We start from the raw sequence: 14,181 nt of genomic DNA, 5'->3' as shown, positions 1-14,181 counted from the left end.
GAACGGGCAACTGGCACGTTTCTTTATTATTCTGACGATTCTTGGGCTTGCGCTTGTTTTTGTGCCAATTGGCGTTTGATTTCTGCCTTGATTCGCGGTTCAGGAGCAAACCGTTCTTCCCAATCGTTAGGCTTCATGACTTTGTGGGTCTCAGGATCATAATGGGGCTGCCCATCTGGAAAAAGTTTCCCCATGTTGGCGTCATGAACGATAGCCAGGATCGGCGCTGGATCGACCCCTACCAGTGAAAAAGAGCCATAGGTAAAATACAGCAGATCACAGAGCGCATCGACTTGTTCTACTAGGGAATCACTGACAGGCTGTTGTTTGGCAGCCAGCTTGGCTTGGGCTTGATCAATTGCTTGATGCAAATGCTCCAGGCCTGATTGGAAGGTCTCTTCGTCATTGTTGCTGGCAGCATAAAGGAACTCAACTAATTCTTCAATTTTAAAACCAGCACGAAACTGGGCTTTTTCCGCTGAAAAAGCTTGTGGATATGGCGGTCGTGTTGGATCAAAGGTTTTATGAAACTCTTCCGTCATTTCAAATGGACTCATTTCTCTCGCTTCTTTCTGCTTTTTCTAATGGTTCTGTTTCATGGTTCTGCGCTGTCTCCTACGTTGCTTCATGGATTGGCTACACCTTGTTTATTTTTTTAATTCAATCCCTTGCTTGGGCATCCTCGGCAATGATCCCAAAATGGATCAAGGCTTTCTTGATGCCGTCATGATCGTTGGTGTCCGTCACAAAGTCAGCACTGGCTTTGGTGATGGGCTGGGCATTGCCCATCGCAACCCCGATCCCCACACCTTCTAACATTTCCACATCATTAAAATGATCCCCAAAGGCCATCGCTTCTTCCATCGCGATCCCTTCATAGGCCAAAAATTCTTTGATCCCTTTGATTTTCGAACCGTTTTTCGGCACGATATCAACAGAATAGGCATTGGATCGCTTAAAATCACATTGCGGCAGCTTGGAGCGTAATTTTTCGCGCTCTGATTCAGGGCTCAGCATAATGCACTGATAGATTGGCTCTCGTAAAATGTCCAATGATTCATAACGTTTGGCGTTGCGATTGGGACTGAAGCGCTGCAAGACTTTCTTTAAAAAGCCGACGGGAAATTTTTTCGGTACATAGCGCAAATAGCGCTGCATGACGGGTGATTGGCTTAAACGGATCGTCAAGCTGCCAGCCACTTGCGTTTCTCCGCCAAACATGACTTGACGATAATTTTCATCGGCGTATTCTACGATCGCTTCCAGCGTTTGTTTTGGAAAAGGTTTGGCATAAATCAAGGTTTCCTTCGTGTAAACATATTGGCCGTTATAGGTGATAAACATGTCTAACGACAAGTAATCGATCACCTTCTCTAAATCAACCGGACCACGTCCGGTGGCAATGCCGCAGAGGACGCCATTGGCTTGGGCTTGTTTGATGGCTTCACGGGTACTGGCAAGCGCCTTGCCGTTACTGGCAATCAGTGTGCCATCAATATCAAAAAAGATTGCTTTTATCATATGACTCCTCAAAATAATTTCAACTGATTAGGATTTAATGCTTCGTAATCGATCTGCAGCGCATCGATCAATGCGCGAGCATTGTCAGCGGCGTCACGACCGGCATTATTATTGAAGACCACTGCGACTTCTTTGGCATTGGCTTCGATGGCTTGAATCGCTTGTTTTAACTCCGTTAGTTCGGCTTGGTCATAGCGATACAAGGTCCGCAGATTTTTGGCATCTGGCCCCGTCGCTGTCCAGCCGCTGTCATTGCGTCCATGAAAACGGCACAGGACAAACGCAGGATTGGTCACGGTTGGATCAAGGGGAATCGTGGTCGATAGCTTTTTCGGCTGATCAACGACTACTAAGGAAAACTGTTTTCGCTTCATATAATCGATCATTCCCGGATACAGTTTCGGCTGATACCAGCTGCTGTCTCTCAGCTCAATCGCCACTGGGTAACCCGCAAACCATTCTCGCACTTGATCTAAATAGGCGACATTTTCTTTCGTACATTTAAAGCTGTTGGGAAATTGCGCCAATAGGCAAAACAGTTTGCCCGCTTCTACCATTGGCGCGATCGCTTCTTTATAAAGCTGCAGCGCTTCGGTCATGGTCAACTGATCTGGCAAATCCCCTTGGGTGGTCACACTTTGATGGACTTTCAACACAAAGCGGAAATTTTCGGGAATCTGGGTCAACCAATTGCGCACGTCTTTTTCTTTTGGCAAAAAATGATAGGTGGTATCCAGCTCAACTAACGGAAAATAACGGGCATACTCAAATAATTTCGAGTTTTTTCTTTGCACGAGACTGCCATGTTCACTAAATGTGGTACAACCAATTCGAATCATTTTTTCCCATCGCTCCTTGTTTTCTTATTTTAATAGTATACAATAGTTTTGAGTTAAGAGTAAATAAATCATTGCAGGTGATGAAAAAATGAAACGAATTCTCGTGTTGCACACTGGCGGCACCATCGCCATGAAAGAAGATACCCTGACAGGCGGCGTCAGCCCCGATGTCAGCAATCCGCTGATGGATGCACCGATCCACATTGATGACGATGTTGAATTGATCGTCGAAGACATTTTTAATATTCCCAGTCCTCATATGACGCCAAAAGAAATGCTGCAGCTGAAAGAACGTATCCAGCTGGCGCATTTAAGCGGTGTCGATGGGGTCGTGATCACTCACGGAACCGATACGCTGGAAGAAACGGCCTTCTTTTTAGATACCACGATCGGCGGTCAGTTACCGATCGTGGTGACTGGTGCCATGCGCTCAAGTAATGAAATCGGCAGTGACGGGCTTTATAACTTTGAAAGTGCGATTCGGGTCGCCAAGTCCCCCGATGCCATAGGAAAAGGTGTCTTAGTCGTCATGAACGATGAGATCCATTCCGCACGTTATGTTACGAAAACCCACACCACCAATATTGCGACGTTCCGCACCCCGACATTAGGTCCGATCGGCTTAGTCACAAAGCACCGAATCTTGTTTATGCAAGAGCTGTTAAATAACCGCCATTTGGATGTTGATCGTGTCGATGGTTTGTTTCCGATCGTCAAAGCCTATGCGGGAATGACTGGGGAATTGTTCGATGCTTTAGCCGACTCGCTGATCGATGGACTAGTGATCGAAGCTTTAGGCGCTGGCAATCTGCCGCCGCAGACCATAGAGCCTTTGAAAAAACTGATCGCTAGAAACATTCCAGTCGTCTTAGTTTCTCGCTGCTTCAACGGAGTTGCCGAGCCGGTCTATGACTACTTAGGCGGCGGGATCGAATTGCAAGCTCTTGGTGTGATTTTCTGCAATAGCATCAATAGCCAAAAAGCCCGCATCAAATTGCTGATAGCGAAAAACCGTGGGTTGACCATGGATGAACTGCCTGATTTCATGGAGAATTAACCAAACAAAAACCCTTTTGCCATTCCGCTAATGGAGGCAAAAGGGTTGTTTTATTTTTCTCGCCAAGTAAAGATGGCTTCGCAGTAAGTATCCTCACCGATCTTGATCTCGTGGATCGTTTGCAGCGGCACAGCCTCGCCGGCTTCATCGACTGTCTTCTCATTGATTTGAAAATGGCTTTCGATCAAATGGCCATAAGCCACTTCCCGATCAAAACGGATCGTCACTTGTGTCACTTCATGTTTTGTTAAAAACTCATAGCCTAAGACGTCCATCAGCCAATTGAAATACATGGCATTGTTGACATGCTGATTGCTATCAATATCGTAGAAACGCACCCGATAAGGCAAAAATTGTCCTTGCGTGATAGGGGAGATCTTCGGATAGCGTTTGATTCGCTTGATTTTTTCACTGCCAAAAGGCGCCACGATCTCATCTGGTACACTGCTGACTTTGCGCGTCTTCGGATCCATCAACGCAAAAACCGCCTCGATTTTGACCAGTTCCGTTCCGTCTTCTGCCAATAACCAGAAGTAACGGTAGCAGAAAAATTTATTGTATTCTCTCGCCTGGGTCGCCACTTGAATCTGCTCCCCTACGCGCGGCAAACGAGTCACCGTTATGTGATAGCTGGTGATGATCCAGGTCAAGCCATAACTAGCGATGACTTCTGGTCCGCGGTTTAACGCCGCACTTTGTTCCTCTGATGTCTTGATGGCGATGCCTAGCATGGCTGGAAACGTCATCGTTTGGTTGACATCACATTCATAATACGCCACTTCATGTGTGGTTTGATACTTTGCTGCCATAGTTCTAATTGCCTCCTAAAAACGACTCAATATTTCATCGACACTTGGTCCATAGCTTTCGCCAAATTGATTCAAATGGACCAATAAATAATACAATTGATACACTGGCAGTCGCTCTTGCCAATCCTCATCTAATGGATAGACTTCTTGATAGCCTTCCAAAAATTCCTGACGAAAACCACCGAAGAGCTGGGACATCGCAATATCCATTTCTCGATCCCCATAAGCGACTGCTGGATCAAGAAACACTGGTTCTCCTTGCTGATCGAACAGCACATTCCCCCGCCAAAAATCACCGTGTAATAAAGCAGGTGTGACGCTGCGATCACGCCAATTCTCATGCAAAAATTCTTTCAAACGCAGATAAGCGGCTTCCCGTTTGGCATGCCAGCGATTACCCAGCTTCGCTAATTCGACTTGCACATCCAAACGGCAGACTGTATAAAAATCAAGCCAATCGGTGGTTTTCGGATTGACTTGCGGCAAAAAGCCGATGTAATTGTCTTCGTAAAACCCAAAAGACTCCTGCGTCTGCTGATGAAGCCGAGCCAAGCTTTGGCCTAAGCGTCGCTGCTGTCCTTCCCCACCATCGATCCATTCCATCAATAAAAATGCCCCCTCTTCGGTCTGACCAAGACGTTCGATTTTTGGCACTCGCACGAAAGGGGCTAATTCAGCTAAGCCGTTGATCTCTGCTTGAAAGAACACCGCTGAAACATGAGGATGGGTCTTTAAAAAATAGCGATTTTCTGCTGTAGTGAAACGATACGTTTGATTGACATCCCCACCACTGATGGGCGTCAGCGAGCCGGTCATTCCGATTGCTGCGAACAATGCTTCCTCCATACGGATCTCCCTTTCTTTACTCAGTCAGTTGGGCATTCAAATACGCTTGCTCTTCTTTCGTCACCCCTAGTCCCTGCAGGAGATACTGATCAACCGAACCGAAGTGCTGTTCGATCGCAGCCAAGCTTTCATCAAGAAAACTCTCTTTGGCACTCATCAAAACCGTGATCGCCGTTAACAGCTCTTGCGGCAAATGCTGGGTCATTGGGGCAAATTTTTCTTTTAGCATTGGCGCTAAATAGCGATTGGTCGCTAAATAATCTTCTTTGATCGTCGTTGGTGCCACCGCCAACACATGCAGCAATAAAAAGGCGCCAAAGCCTGTGCGATCTTTGCCAGCGGTACAGTGGAACAAGGTTGCACCTTCGCCTTCCGCATTGGCGATCACATGATCAAAGAACTGCCGATATTGTTGGCGAGCATAGTCGCTTTCAACAAAGTGACGGTAGACTTTTTTCATCTGCTCTTCGGCATCTTCCCCATCTTCCAAGCGTTGCTTCAAGCTTTCTGGCGACAAGGAAACCATCGTTTCGTCTTCTTTAAAAATAGGTAAAAAAAGCTGCTTTGCTGTGGCGATCGGTCGATCAGGCTGTGCATTGGCTTCAGCGATGGAGCGAAAATCAATGACCTGATTGACCCCATAGTTTGCCAGTACTGCTTGATCTGAAGCAGTTAATTCATTGATCGCCGCACTGCGGATCAATTTTTTTCGTTTGATCGTCGTGCCGTTTGTCGTTTGATAGCCGCCAAGTTCTCTGACGTTTGCTGCTCGTTCTAGTTGAATCAATTGTGTCATTGCTTATCCCTCCCGCGATGTTCTAGTTAAAAGTATAGCAGAAACTTCGCTATTAAGGGCACTGAAACCTAGATTTTTCTATGAGCTGAGCTTTAACGGACAAAAAAAAGAAAGACCACACGCAGTCTTTCTTTGCTTTCGCTTGTTACAAAATGTTTCTATTCGGCTTCAATCACGGCGGCAGAATCATCTAAGATCGAACGATCCAGTTCGTTGATACGACTGCTGGTCACCATTCCCGCAACCATACTGTCGCTGACATTAACGAGTGTCCGTGCCATATCGATCAATGGTTCAACAGAAATAACTAAGCCTACGATGGCGATCGGCAAGTTCATTGAGCCTAAGACGATCAATGAAGCAAAGGTTGCGCCACCGCCGACACCAGCAACGCCGAATGAGCTGATCGTAACTACTGCAACTAGCAGCAGGATAAACTGCCAATCAAAGACATTGATCCCAACCGTTGGAGCAACGATCGTTGCCAACATCGCTGGATAAACACCCGCACAGCCGTTTTGACCAATCGATAACCCAAAGCTGCCTGCAAAGTTAGCCGTGGCTTCATCAACACCTAACGCTTTGGTTTGGGTTTCGATGTTCAATGGCAAGGCACCCGCACTTGAACGAGAAGTAAAGGCAAAGCTCAAGACTGGAAAGGCCTTTTTGAAATACGTTACTGGATTGACCCGAACAGCGATCAGCAATAATGAATGAACAAGTAAGACCAAAATCAAAGCCGCATAAGAGGCGATGATAAATTTGCCTAAGTTCAAGATGGCTTCAAAATCACTTGAAGCTAATACATTAGTCATCAATGCCAAAACGCCATAAGGTGTCAGGCGCAAAACTAACGTGACGATACGCATCACGATTTTATATAAGCTGTCCATCAAATTCGCAAAAGTTTCCGCTTCTTTCGGTGATTTGCGTTTGACACCAAGAAAGGCGATCCCAACAAAGGCTGAGAAAATCACGACCCCGATCGTACTTGTCGAACGAGTACCAGCAAAGTCGGCGAAGACATTACTTGGGATGAAAGAAACGATTTGTTGTGGGATCGATAGATCTTGGACTTGTGTCGAACGTTCCGCTAATTCTGCGATCCGCGCTGTTTCCGTTGCTCCTTCGGTAAAGCTGGCACCGTCAAGACCAAAGACCATGACCATCACGATCCCGATCAAGGCAGCGATCGCCGTTGTCCCTAGCAAAGTCGCAAGAACCGTAAAACTGATCTTCTTGATTTTTTCGCTTTCTTTCATCTTGGTGAAAGCACCAACGATCGAAACGAAGATCAAGGGCATGATCAGCATTTGCAAGAGGGCCACATAGCCGCTACCGACCATCGTGATCCAGTCAAGAGCTTGCGTGATAACGTCAGAGCCTGTCCCAAAAATCAGCTGTAGCACACCACCAAAAACGATCCCGACGAACAACGCCGCAAAGACCCGCGTTGAAAACTTCACGTGACGCTTTTGCAATAAGTAGAACCCATAAATAAGGGCAGCAAAAAGTAGAACAACAATAATAGTTAACAGATTTGTCATTTGAATCCTCCTTTTGTTCAATAAACATGACAAAGTCTGTCAGAGGAAGTAAAGGTTCCCAGTGACCATTCTTCAACAGTTCACTCTAATGAGACGTGTGGCATCATTAGTGACTATTCCATTTTAAAGAAGTTTGCTTCATCTTACAATAAATAAGTTCTCACTTTTCTGGGATGGTACCGCTTTTTTGTCAGTAAATAAAAAAAGAACCGTTGCCACACTCCCATGCTGCTAGGATTTCTGCTTTCCTAACGGTTGGATTGCGGCAACTGGTTCGTTATTTTTTTATTTCGTCTTTTTGAAAATTTTCAGTAAATATTCAGGCAATCATTAGAAATTGCTGACTTACGCCAAAGCCCCCATTGGATCCCAAGGTGCTAAGACCGTTGGTTCTGCTTCAAAGGCAGCCAATTGTTCTGCTGTCAGGAATTCTTTGCGAACCACGATTTGATAGGTGTATTCATCCATCCATGCATCGCTCATGACGAAGAAGCCATTCGTTCCGACTTTTTCACCCCAGCTGTTTTCGACTTTCCATTTGGTTGATTCGCCGTCGATCAAGTCAACGCCAGTCAAGACCATCGCATGGGTCATTAAGCTTTCGCCAAAATCTAAGCGTTCTGCTTTGGTCATCGTAAAGTCGATATCAAATAAGTCGTTGATATCATAGGCATCTAATGCCATGATCCCAGTATCTCTGGTAGAAGATTGACCGACATCACAACCGAACCACACGGACTCCCCTTGTTCCATTTGAGCGATCGCTAATTTTTTGAAGGTCGGCATATCGACGTTCAAGTATTTGACTTCTTTGCCGCCAACCACGTTGCCTAGCATTTCTACGGTATACGATTGATTGTAAGGTTTATCGGCAGTTGGTGCGTTGATGATGCTGACATAATCGTCAAGGTCCACCCCGACATATTTTTCATAAAAGCTTTGCGGTGTTAAGTTGCGATCAATGTGATAGTTTTTGTCTTCATCACGGTATTCAAAATCAAAGGTTTCTGGCGGTGTGCCTAAAGAAGTCGCTAAGAAACGATAAATATCTTCCAACATCGCTTCTTTGGCTGTTTGGATGTCTTCAGCTGTTTTGCCTTCAGCCACTAGCTGACGCAAAGCAACCGCATCTTTACGCAGTTTTTTGTTCAAGTAATTGTTTAGGTCACGAGAATTGGAAGAGTTGCTGCTTTCTGGCATGACCGTTTTTGGTACGACACCATATTTTTGGAAAATCGAAACGATCATGTCCCATTGCCCACCATCTTGTTGTGGTGTTTGCAATAAGAAAGCAACTTTGCGACTTGTTAAAGGCTCGTTGGCAGTTGCTAAAATATTTTCGTAGAAATAGTTGGCTTTTTCGTATTTGTCCCAAAAGAAGGTATGGTTTTGCGACAATTCAAATTCTTTTAAATTGAAATCATTCAACATCTTATGACGGAATGTATTCAATGCGGCAAACATCCAGCAGCGGCCTGATTGTTTTTGGTTTGAGACTTTCCCGGTTGTCACATCAACTGAAAAAACTGGCACATTGTTGACTTTTGCTGACACGTTTTCCGCAGAAGCGGTGATCCCATTTTTCACAACACTCCGTTGTAGTGCCGTTTGTTTATTATTGTCTTGATACGCTTGCGCAAAGGCAGCGGTGGTCTTTTTTGAAATTTCTGACATATTTCTTCATCCTTTCACTTTCCGTTCCTTCCATTTTACGCCTCTGCCTCTCAAATAACAACCGCTCCTAGAAAAATGAAAGGATCATCTTTCTAAGAGCGGTTGCTCGTATCAAGGATTTAAAGGGTTAGCATCAAAAGCAAAAAGCCAAGTAAAACAAAGGATAGTCCTCGTTCAAATCGTGCATACAGGAAGCGGATCGGGCGGCTAGCTAGCAAGATCGTCAGTAAAACACTGGCTAACACCAACGTCACAAAGCCTAATACCGACAGATTCAAGTCGGTGATGGCTAATGCCCGCAAGCCCTTGATGAAGATCCCCTGTAAAAGATAGACCAGCAGTGTGTTTTTGCCCCACTTCGTAAAAAATAGGTGCTCTCTGGGCACGAGGCTCAGAAAACCGATGATCCCCATCAGCCCGATCACGAAAAAGACCGCACGCAAGGGACCGCCGAACAACGGATAGCTCAAGTAATCGTCATAAGGCTTGGAACCAAAAACCATGTACTTGTTCATCCCATGAAAAAACGCGATAAAGGTGTAGATGATCGGTAGGAAAAGCAAACTGATGGTTCGAATCTTTGGTTTCAATAAAAAGCGCATCTCATTTTTGGGAAAATAAAACCCGATAATGAAAAACGGCAAAAAGACAAAGGTCCGCTGCAAGGTCAACACTTGATTTAAAAACGGCACGTAGCCAGCAAAGATGCTCAAGCCAATACTCAGCAGGATCGCCTGCTTTTTGGACATTTTTTGAAAGATCAACAGCGAGAGCTGCCAAAAGAACATGCTAAGCAAAAACCAAAGTGCCCATTGCGGATTCAACAGTTGGATTTTTAGCGACTCCCGTAGACCGATCAACCAGTAATAGACGGTGTAAAACACCTGAAAGAAGACATAAGGCAGCAAGAACTTTTTCATCAACTCACGAAGCTTGTGTCCCTTCGTCAACGGTTTGGCAAAGTACCCAGCCAGAAAAACAAAAGCTGGCATGTGGAAAGTGAAGATAAAATAATATAGGTCATGATAAAACTTCTGATCGCCGATAAAAGGCTGCAGCAAGTGACTGAAGACGACCAAGATCATCAGTAAAAATTTTGCATTATCAAAGTAAGCCGTTCTTTGCGATTGGCTCATAAAAAGTTCCTCCTCTAAGTTGTATCTGTCAAAGGATACCTGATCCATGAAACAGAACTGTAACAAGCTATTTACTTTTTTCTAACGATTCTTGTTCATTTGATTACCAGTTGCTATTTTGTATAGTTTGTATTAATATATATAATACAAAGGAGCTGTTTTCGATGATATTTGATATTCAAACCCAAAGCAACCAACCCATCTACCAGCAGTTGCGGGAACAGATCATTGTCGGTATCGCAAAAGGCGATTTGGCCGCTGGCGAATTGCTACCATCCGTCCGTCAATTAGCCGAAGAGATCGGCATCAATACCATGACGATCTCAAAAGCCTACAATTCCCTCAAAGAAGAAGGCTTGTTGGTAACGGATCGCCGTAAAGGAACCGCCGTTGCTGCGCCACCACCGTTTACTTCTGGACAAGAAGCGGAGTATCGCCAAAACTTGCAGCTGCAGCTAGCAACCGCTCTCTTACACGGCAAAAGCAAGCAAGCGCTTTTAATGGATGTTCAACAACTGCTGGACCAATTTCCTGAAAGGAATGAATGCAAATGACTTATCTTTTTTTCATTATTGCCCTCGTCCTCTGTGGGACGACCGCATTTGGTTTACGCTTGATCAGTAAACCCCACAAAAATGTTTTACTCGAAAATACCCTTGCCCCTGAGCATCTGGATGATCCTAACGTCCACAGCTTGATCACAGAATTTCGCAAGCGTATCTTACAAATCGTTGGTACATTTAGTGTAGCAAGTCTCCTTTTTTTGTTCAATTTATCTGACTCCATCATCCTTACCCTGTTCTGGCTTTATATGGCCGCTTTGCTGGGGACAGCTTACTTGGTGCAAGTACATTACATCGGAAAAATGCGGCAATTGATCCTTACCAATGGATGGGAACTACCCATCGATCCGATTCGGATCGATACGAAACTCGTTCAAACCAAAAATAAGCGGATGCTGCCGTGGTATAGCCTCGTTCCTGCGGGGATTTTGTTGATGATCAGTTTGTACCAAGCATGGCAGTTGCCTGATCTTTCTACAGGATACTTGATGGGCGGTGTCTCCTTAGCAATTTTTGCGCTGTTCCTCTATCTCTGGGTGATCATCAGCCGCTTACCCGTTCGCGGGATCAGCGGCAATTCAACTATCGATCAACACATCAATGATTTAACAAAGCGTTATTGGTCCTTAATGATCGCCGTGACTTGCACCATTACGCTGCTCTTGTTGACTGTCCCGCTGGCGTCCATGTCCGCTACCGGAGCATTAAGTACTATCCTCTTAGTGCTCTTTGTTGTTTTGGTGGTTTTCTTGATCGTCTTTACCTTCTTCTTATTGCTTGATCTGCGTAAAAAACAAGATCAGCTCTTAGAGCCAGCAGCACAACCGCGCTATTATGGCGAAGATGCTTACTGGCGATATGGTTTTTACATCAATCCTAATGATGCGCGTCTGTTCGTTCCTGACCGTGTTGGGATGAATATCGGCATCAATTTAGGCAAACGCAGCGGACAAATCGTCGCAGGCATCACCGCGGTCTTCTTACTTGTGTTAATGATCGGGACCATCATTCCGATGTATCGCTTAGATTTTACTGCTGATGCGATCACTGGTGAAGTGCAAGGACAAGAAGTCACCTTCAATGCACCAATGACCGGGAAAACTACGGTCTCTTTGGCAGATATAGAGACAGTGGAATTGATCGAAACATTGCCGTCTCCTCGTGTTCGTACCATGGGTGTAGGAACCGCCAGTTACCAAATCGGTCAGTTTACCGTTGCCGGCGAACCTGCCAGAATGTTTGTCGACACGAAGGTGACGCCCATTTTAAAAGTCACTACTAACGATGGCCCAACTGTTTTTTACACAAATAAAAAAGCCGCCGAAACGACGGATTTATACGAGGAACTATTACAGAAGATTTCCTCAGCGGAGTGAGTGTTCTGGAGAAAAAACTGGGGAACCCATTATCCCCAGGCTATCGACAACCAACAAAAGAACGGACTCTTTCCAACAAAAAAACGACCTTCCGAAACGAAGGTCGTTTTTGATACTCCGGCAGTAGGACTCGAACCTACGACATCATGATTAACAGTCATGCGCTACTACCAACTGAGCTATGCCGGAAGAATCTATCTGTACTATACCAAATAGTCAGATAATTTAGCAAGAGCAAAAATCAATTTTTTGATCCTTTTTTTCAAGAAAATCCCCTTTTAGAAACTTCCCTTCCCGCAAAGCGTTTTTCTCAAGAAATATCCGAAAATCTCATTGACAAAGTAGCGCCTTTACGGTATTCTATATCTTGTGTTAAATAACACGCCGCTTTAGCTCAGTTGGTAGAGCGCATCCATGGTAAGGATGAGGTCGACGGTTCAAGCCCGTCAAGTGGCTTTGGTAGGACAACGTTTGTCGAACGTTGTCTTTTTTTGTACATCTCATTCCCAATATATAGCGATAATTTCTAAAGTTAACAATTCGTATTGCCTCTAATTACTTGCGATATACAAAAGAAATAAGATCGTAAAACCCAATAGTACGAAAGATACAACTGCTTTCACCATTCTCGCTGCATCTTTAAATTTGAACAAGAGCGTATAAAGATTAATAAAGTAAATGATCGACAGGACTGCTTCTTGCGAATATTCCTTCACTTGGATCAAGCCTAACCATATACTCAGCAAAAGAATCGAAAAAACAACCAAATAGTTTTCTGCAACACGCTTCATTTCATTCTCCTTTCCAATGATAGACACTTGCAACCAGCTGAATCATGGAAACTCAGTAAATTATCAGCCCCTCTCTCCAATACTTTTCCTACATCCTTTGCTTATTAAAAGTGTAACAAACTATTTTTTCTAACGGTCAACCTAGTTCAATTTACATAAATATTTTTTTGATAAAACGACGAAAAGACGTTTTCAATCGTTACTCACAGCTCCATTTTAGGCACTTCTTTTTTACAACAAAAAACCTGCTCTCCTAAAGCCAAGAGAGCGGGTTTTTCAACTAAACTGAATTTTTTTGAAAGGATATGCCTTATGCTGACTTAAAAAATAACATATTTTTTCCGTTTGATTCAACTTCTTACTTCACGACCAGCACCGTACATTTCGAATGATTAACGACATAATCGGTGGTTGAGCCCACGACAGCTCGAGTCAATGTACCTTTGCCAGTTGCACCGATAACGATCAAATCAATTGGATACAATTCAGTCGCTGCATGAATGATAAAACGCTTTGGATCACCGACTTCAACGATCACCTCAACATCTTCTACCCCATGCTGATTGGCATCATAGATTTTTTTCAACATGTCCGTTTCCACACGCAATTTTTCTTGGTCAAAAATTTTTGCAAAAGCATAGGCACTTGTGGATAACTCAGCATTGTTGATAACAGAGAGGACATACAATTTGGCTTTGTTCCTACGACAAATCGCGAGTGCTTCTTGGAACGCTTTTTCTGACTGATCCGACCCATCTAAGGCAACAAGTACATTTTGAGAATTACGTAACATCCAAATCGCCTCCTTTTCTTTATTTTACCACAAAAAATGGAAGCGTTACAAAAAAGGACGAGGTCTACTCTTAAGAGACCTAAAACTTCCTTTAAGATTTGTGAAGGTCCTTACTTGGTTCCGCAATTATGCAGTAAAATAAGAAGAACAATGATTCGAGGTGAAAGAAATGCGCTCTTTTTTCCATGCTGCAGTCACTGTGCTCTTGTACTTAGGGCTTTTCTTGCTGATAATCGGTATTATCGCCTTTTTCTTGCTAAAACTTTAAGCTTGGTTTGTTGAAAAGCAAGTTGCTGTCACATCCCTAAGAGGAGTGATACACTTGGTTTATCAACAATTATCGAAACGAACAGCTTGCTGCTCACTCGTTTCAAAAAGGAGATCATGCAAAATGGACTTACATATTACCCCTAATGCCGCTGCTCGCTTTCCA

Annotated in this window: 15 protein-coding genes and 2 tRNA genes (1 of these 17 running past the window's edge); 5 read left to right on the top strand and 12 right to left on the bottom strand. The window is 44.2% G+C overall.

What is annotated here, in order from left to right; all coding sequences use genetic code 11:
• Positions 1-26 precede the first annotated feature (26 nt).
• From A5882_RS08040 to A5882_RS08030, 3 genes are all read right to left on the bottom strand, one after another.
• The gene (locus A5882_RS08040; protein ID WP_086299145.1) at positions 27-557 is read right to left on the bottom strand and encodes an HAD family hydrolase; all 531 of its coding nucleotides are present in this window, start codon (positions 555-557) and stop codon (positions 27-29) included.
• Positions 558-660: 103 nt separating this feature from the next.
• A complete protein-coding gene (locus A5882_RS08035; protein ID WP_016611697.1) occupies positions 661-1,521 on the bottom strand; it encodes a Cof-type HAD-IIB family hydrolase in 861 nt (286 codons plus the stop codon).
• A gap of 8 nt (positions 1,522-1,529) precedes the next feature.
• Positions 1,530-2,360: a DUF72 domain-containing protein gene (locus tag A5882_RS08030; RefSeq protein ID WP_008377017.1), complete on the bottom strand. Its 831-nt coding sequence runs from the start codon at positions 2,358-2,360 to the stop codon at positions 1,530-1,532.
• An 88-nt stretch (positions 2,361-2,448) separates the two neighbouring features.
• On the opposite strand from A5882_RS08030, the gene A5882_RS08025 reads away from it, so the two are divergent.
• Complete coding sequence (locus A5882_RS08025; RefSeq protein ID WP_005237533.1) at positions 2,449-3,417, top strand: asparaginase; 969 nt, start codon at positions 2,449-2,451, stop codon at positions 3,415-3,417.
• A gap of 50 nt (positions 3,418-3,467) precedes the next feature.
• Here the strand turns inward: A5882_RS08025 and A5882_RS08020 are convergent, their stop codons facing one another.
• The 6 genes from A5882_RS08020 to A5882_RS07995 form a co-directional block, all read right to left on the bottom strand.
• A complete protein-coding gene (locus tag A5882_RS08020; protein WP_086372645.1) occupies positions 3,468-4,226 on the bottom strand; it encodes an acyl-ACP thioesterase domain-containing protein in 759 nt (252 codons plus the stop codon).
• A gap of 15 nt (positions 4,227-4,241) precedes the next feature.
• Complete coding sequence (locus A5882_RS08015) at positions 4,242-5,072, bottom strand: fructosamine kinase family protein (protein ID WP_086372644.1); 831 nt, start codon at positions 5,070-5,072, stop codon at positions 4,242-4,244.
• A 16-nt stretch (positions 5,073-5,088) separates the two neighbouring features.
• Positions 5,089-5,868, bottom strand: coding sequence for a tyrosine-protein phosphatase (locus A5882_RS08010; RefSeq protein WP_086372643.1), 780 nt, complete (start codon positions 5,866-5,868; stop codon positions 5,089-5,091).
• A 158-nt stretch (positions 5,869-6,026) separates the two neighbouring features.
• Positions 6,027-7,415, bottom strand: coding sequence for an L-cystine transporter (locus A5882_RS08005; RefSeq protein ID WP_086372642.1), 1,389 nt, complete (start codon positions 7,413-7,415; stop codon positions 6,027-6,029).
• 345 nt (positions 7,416-7,760) lie between these two features.
• Positions 7,761-9,089 (bottom strand): aminopeptidase C, encoded by a 1,329-nt coding sequence (locus A5882_RS08000; RefSeq protein WP_086372641.1) that lies wholly within the window; start codon positions 9,087-9,089, stop codon positions 7,761-7,763.
• Positions 9,090-9,208: 119 nt separating this feature from the next.
• Positions 9,209-10,225, bottom strand: a complete 1,017-nt coding sequence (locus A5882_RS07995) for an acyltransferase family protein (protein ID WP_008377006.1) — start codon at positions 10,223-10,225, stop codon at positions 9,209-9,211.
• A gap of 164 nt (positions 10,226-10,389) precedes the next feature.
• Here A5882_RS07995 and A5882_RS07990 point away from each other — a divergent pair, with 164 nt between their 5' ends.
• Together A5882_RS07990 and A5882_RS07985 are read left to right on the top strand one after the other, a co-directional pair.
• Positions 10,390-10,779: a GntR family transcriptional regulator gene (locus tag A5882_RS07990; RefSeq protein WP_086372640.1), complete on the top strand. Its 390-nt coding sequence runs from the start codon at positions 10,390-10,392 to the stop codon at positions 10,777-10,779.
• Positions 10,776-12,164 (top strand): hypothetical protein, encoded by a 1,389-nt coding sequence (locus A5882_RS07985; protein ID WP_176462009.1) that lies wholly within the window; start codon positions 10,776-10,778, stop codon positions 12,162-12,164. Before A5882_RS07990 ends, A5882_RS07985 begins: the two co-directional genes overlap by 4 nt.
• A 115-nt stretch (positions 12,165-12,279) precedes the next feature.
• Here A5882_RS07985 and A5882_RS07980 read toward each other — a convergent pair.
• Positions 12,280-12,353, bottom strand: a tRNA-Asn gene (locus tag A5882_RS07980).
• Between the two features lie 194 nt (positions 12,354-12,547).
• Between A5882_RS07980 and A5882_RS07975 the strand changes: the two genes are divergently transcribed.
• Positions 12,548-12,620, top strand: a tRNA-Thr gene (locus A5882_RS07975).
• Between the two features lie 95 nt (positions 12,621-12,715).
• On the opposite strand, the gene A5882_RS07970 is transcribed toward A5882_RS07975, so the two are convergent.
• Both A5882_RS07970 and A5882_RS07965 read right to left on the bottom strand, forming a co-directional pair.
• Complete coding sequence (locus tag A5882_RS07970; RefSeq protein WP_034878778.1) at positions 12,716-12,955, bottom strand: hypothetical protein; 240 nt, start codon at positions 12,953-12,955, stop codon at positions 12,716-12,718.
• Positions 12,956-13,313: 358 nt separating this feature from the next.
• Entirely contained in the window at positions 13,314-13,748 is a 435-nt protein-coding gene (locus A5882_RS07965; protein WP_005237544.1) for a universal stress protein, read from the bottom strand.
• A 391-nt stretch (positions 13,749-14,139) separates the two neighbouring features.
• Here A5882_RS07965 and A5882_RS07960 point away from each other — a divergent pair, with 391 nt between their 5' ends.
• Positions 14,140-14,181 carry the beginning of an iron-sulfur cluster biosynthesis family protein gene (locus tag A5882_RS07960; protein ID WP_008376995.1) on the top strand. Its footprint extends 315 nt past the window's final position, so 42 of the gene's 357 nt are visible here — the first part of the coding sequence; the start codon lies at positions 14,140-14,142; the stop codon falls past the right edge of the window.

Origin of the sequence: Enterococcus sp. 4E1_DIV0656, from assembly GCF_002140695.1 — a bacterium.
Taxonomy (GTDB): Bacteria; Bacillota; Bacilli; order Lactobacillales; family Enterococcaceae; genus Enterococcus_D; species Enterococcus_D entomosocium.
Note: the sequence above shows the minus strand (reverse complement) of the source record. Positions and strands in the feature narration are given on the sequence as shown.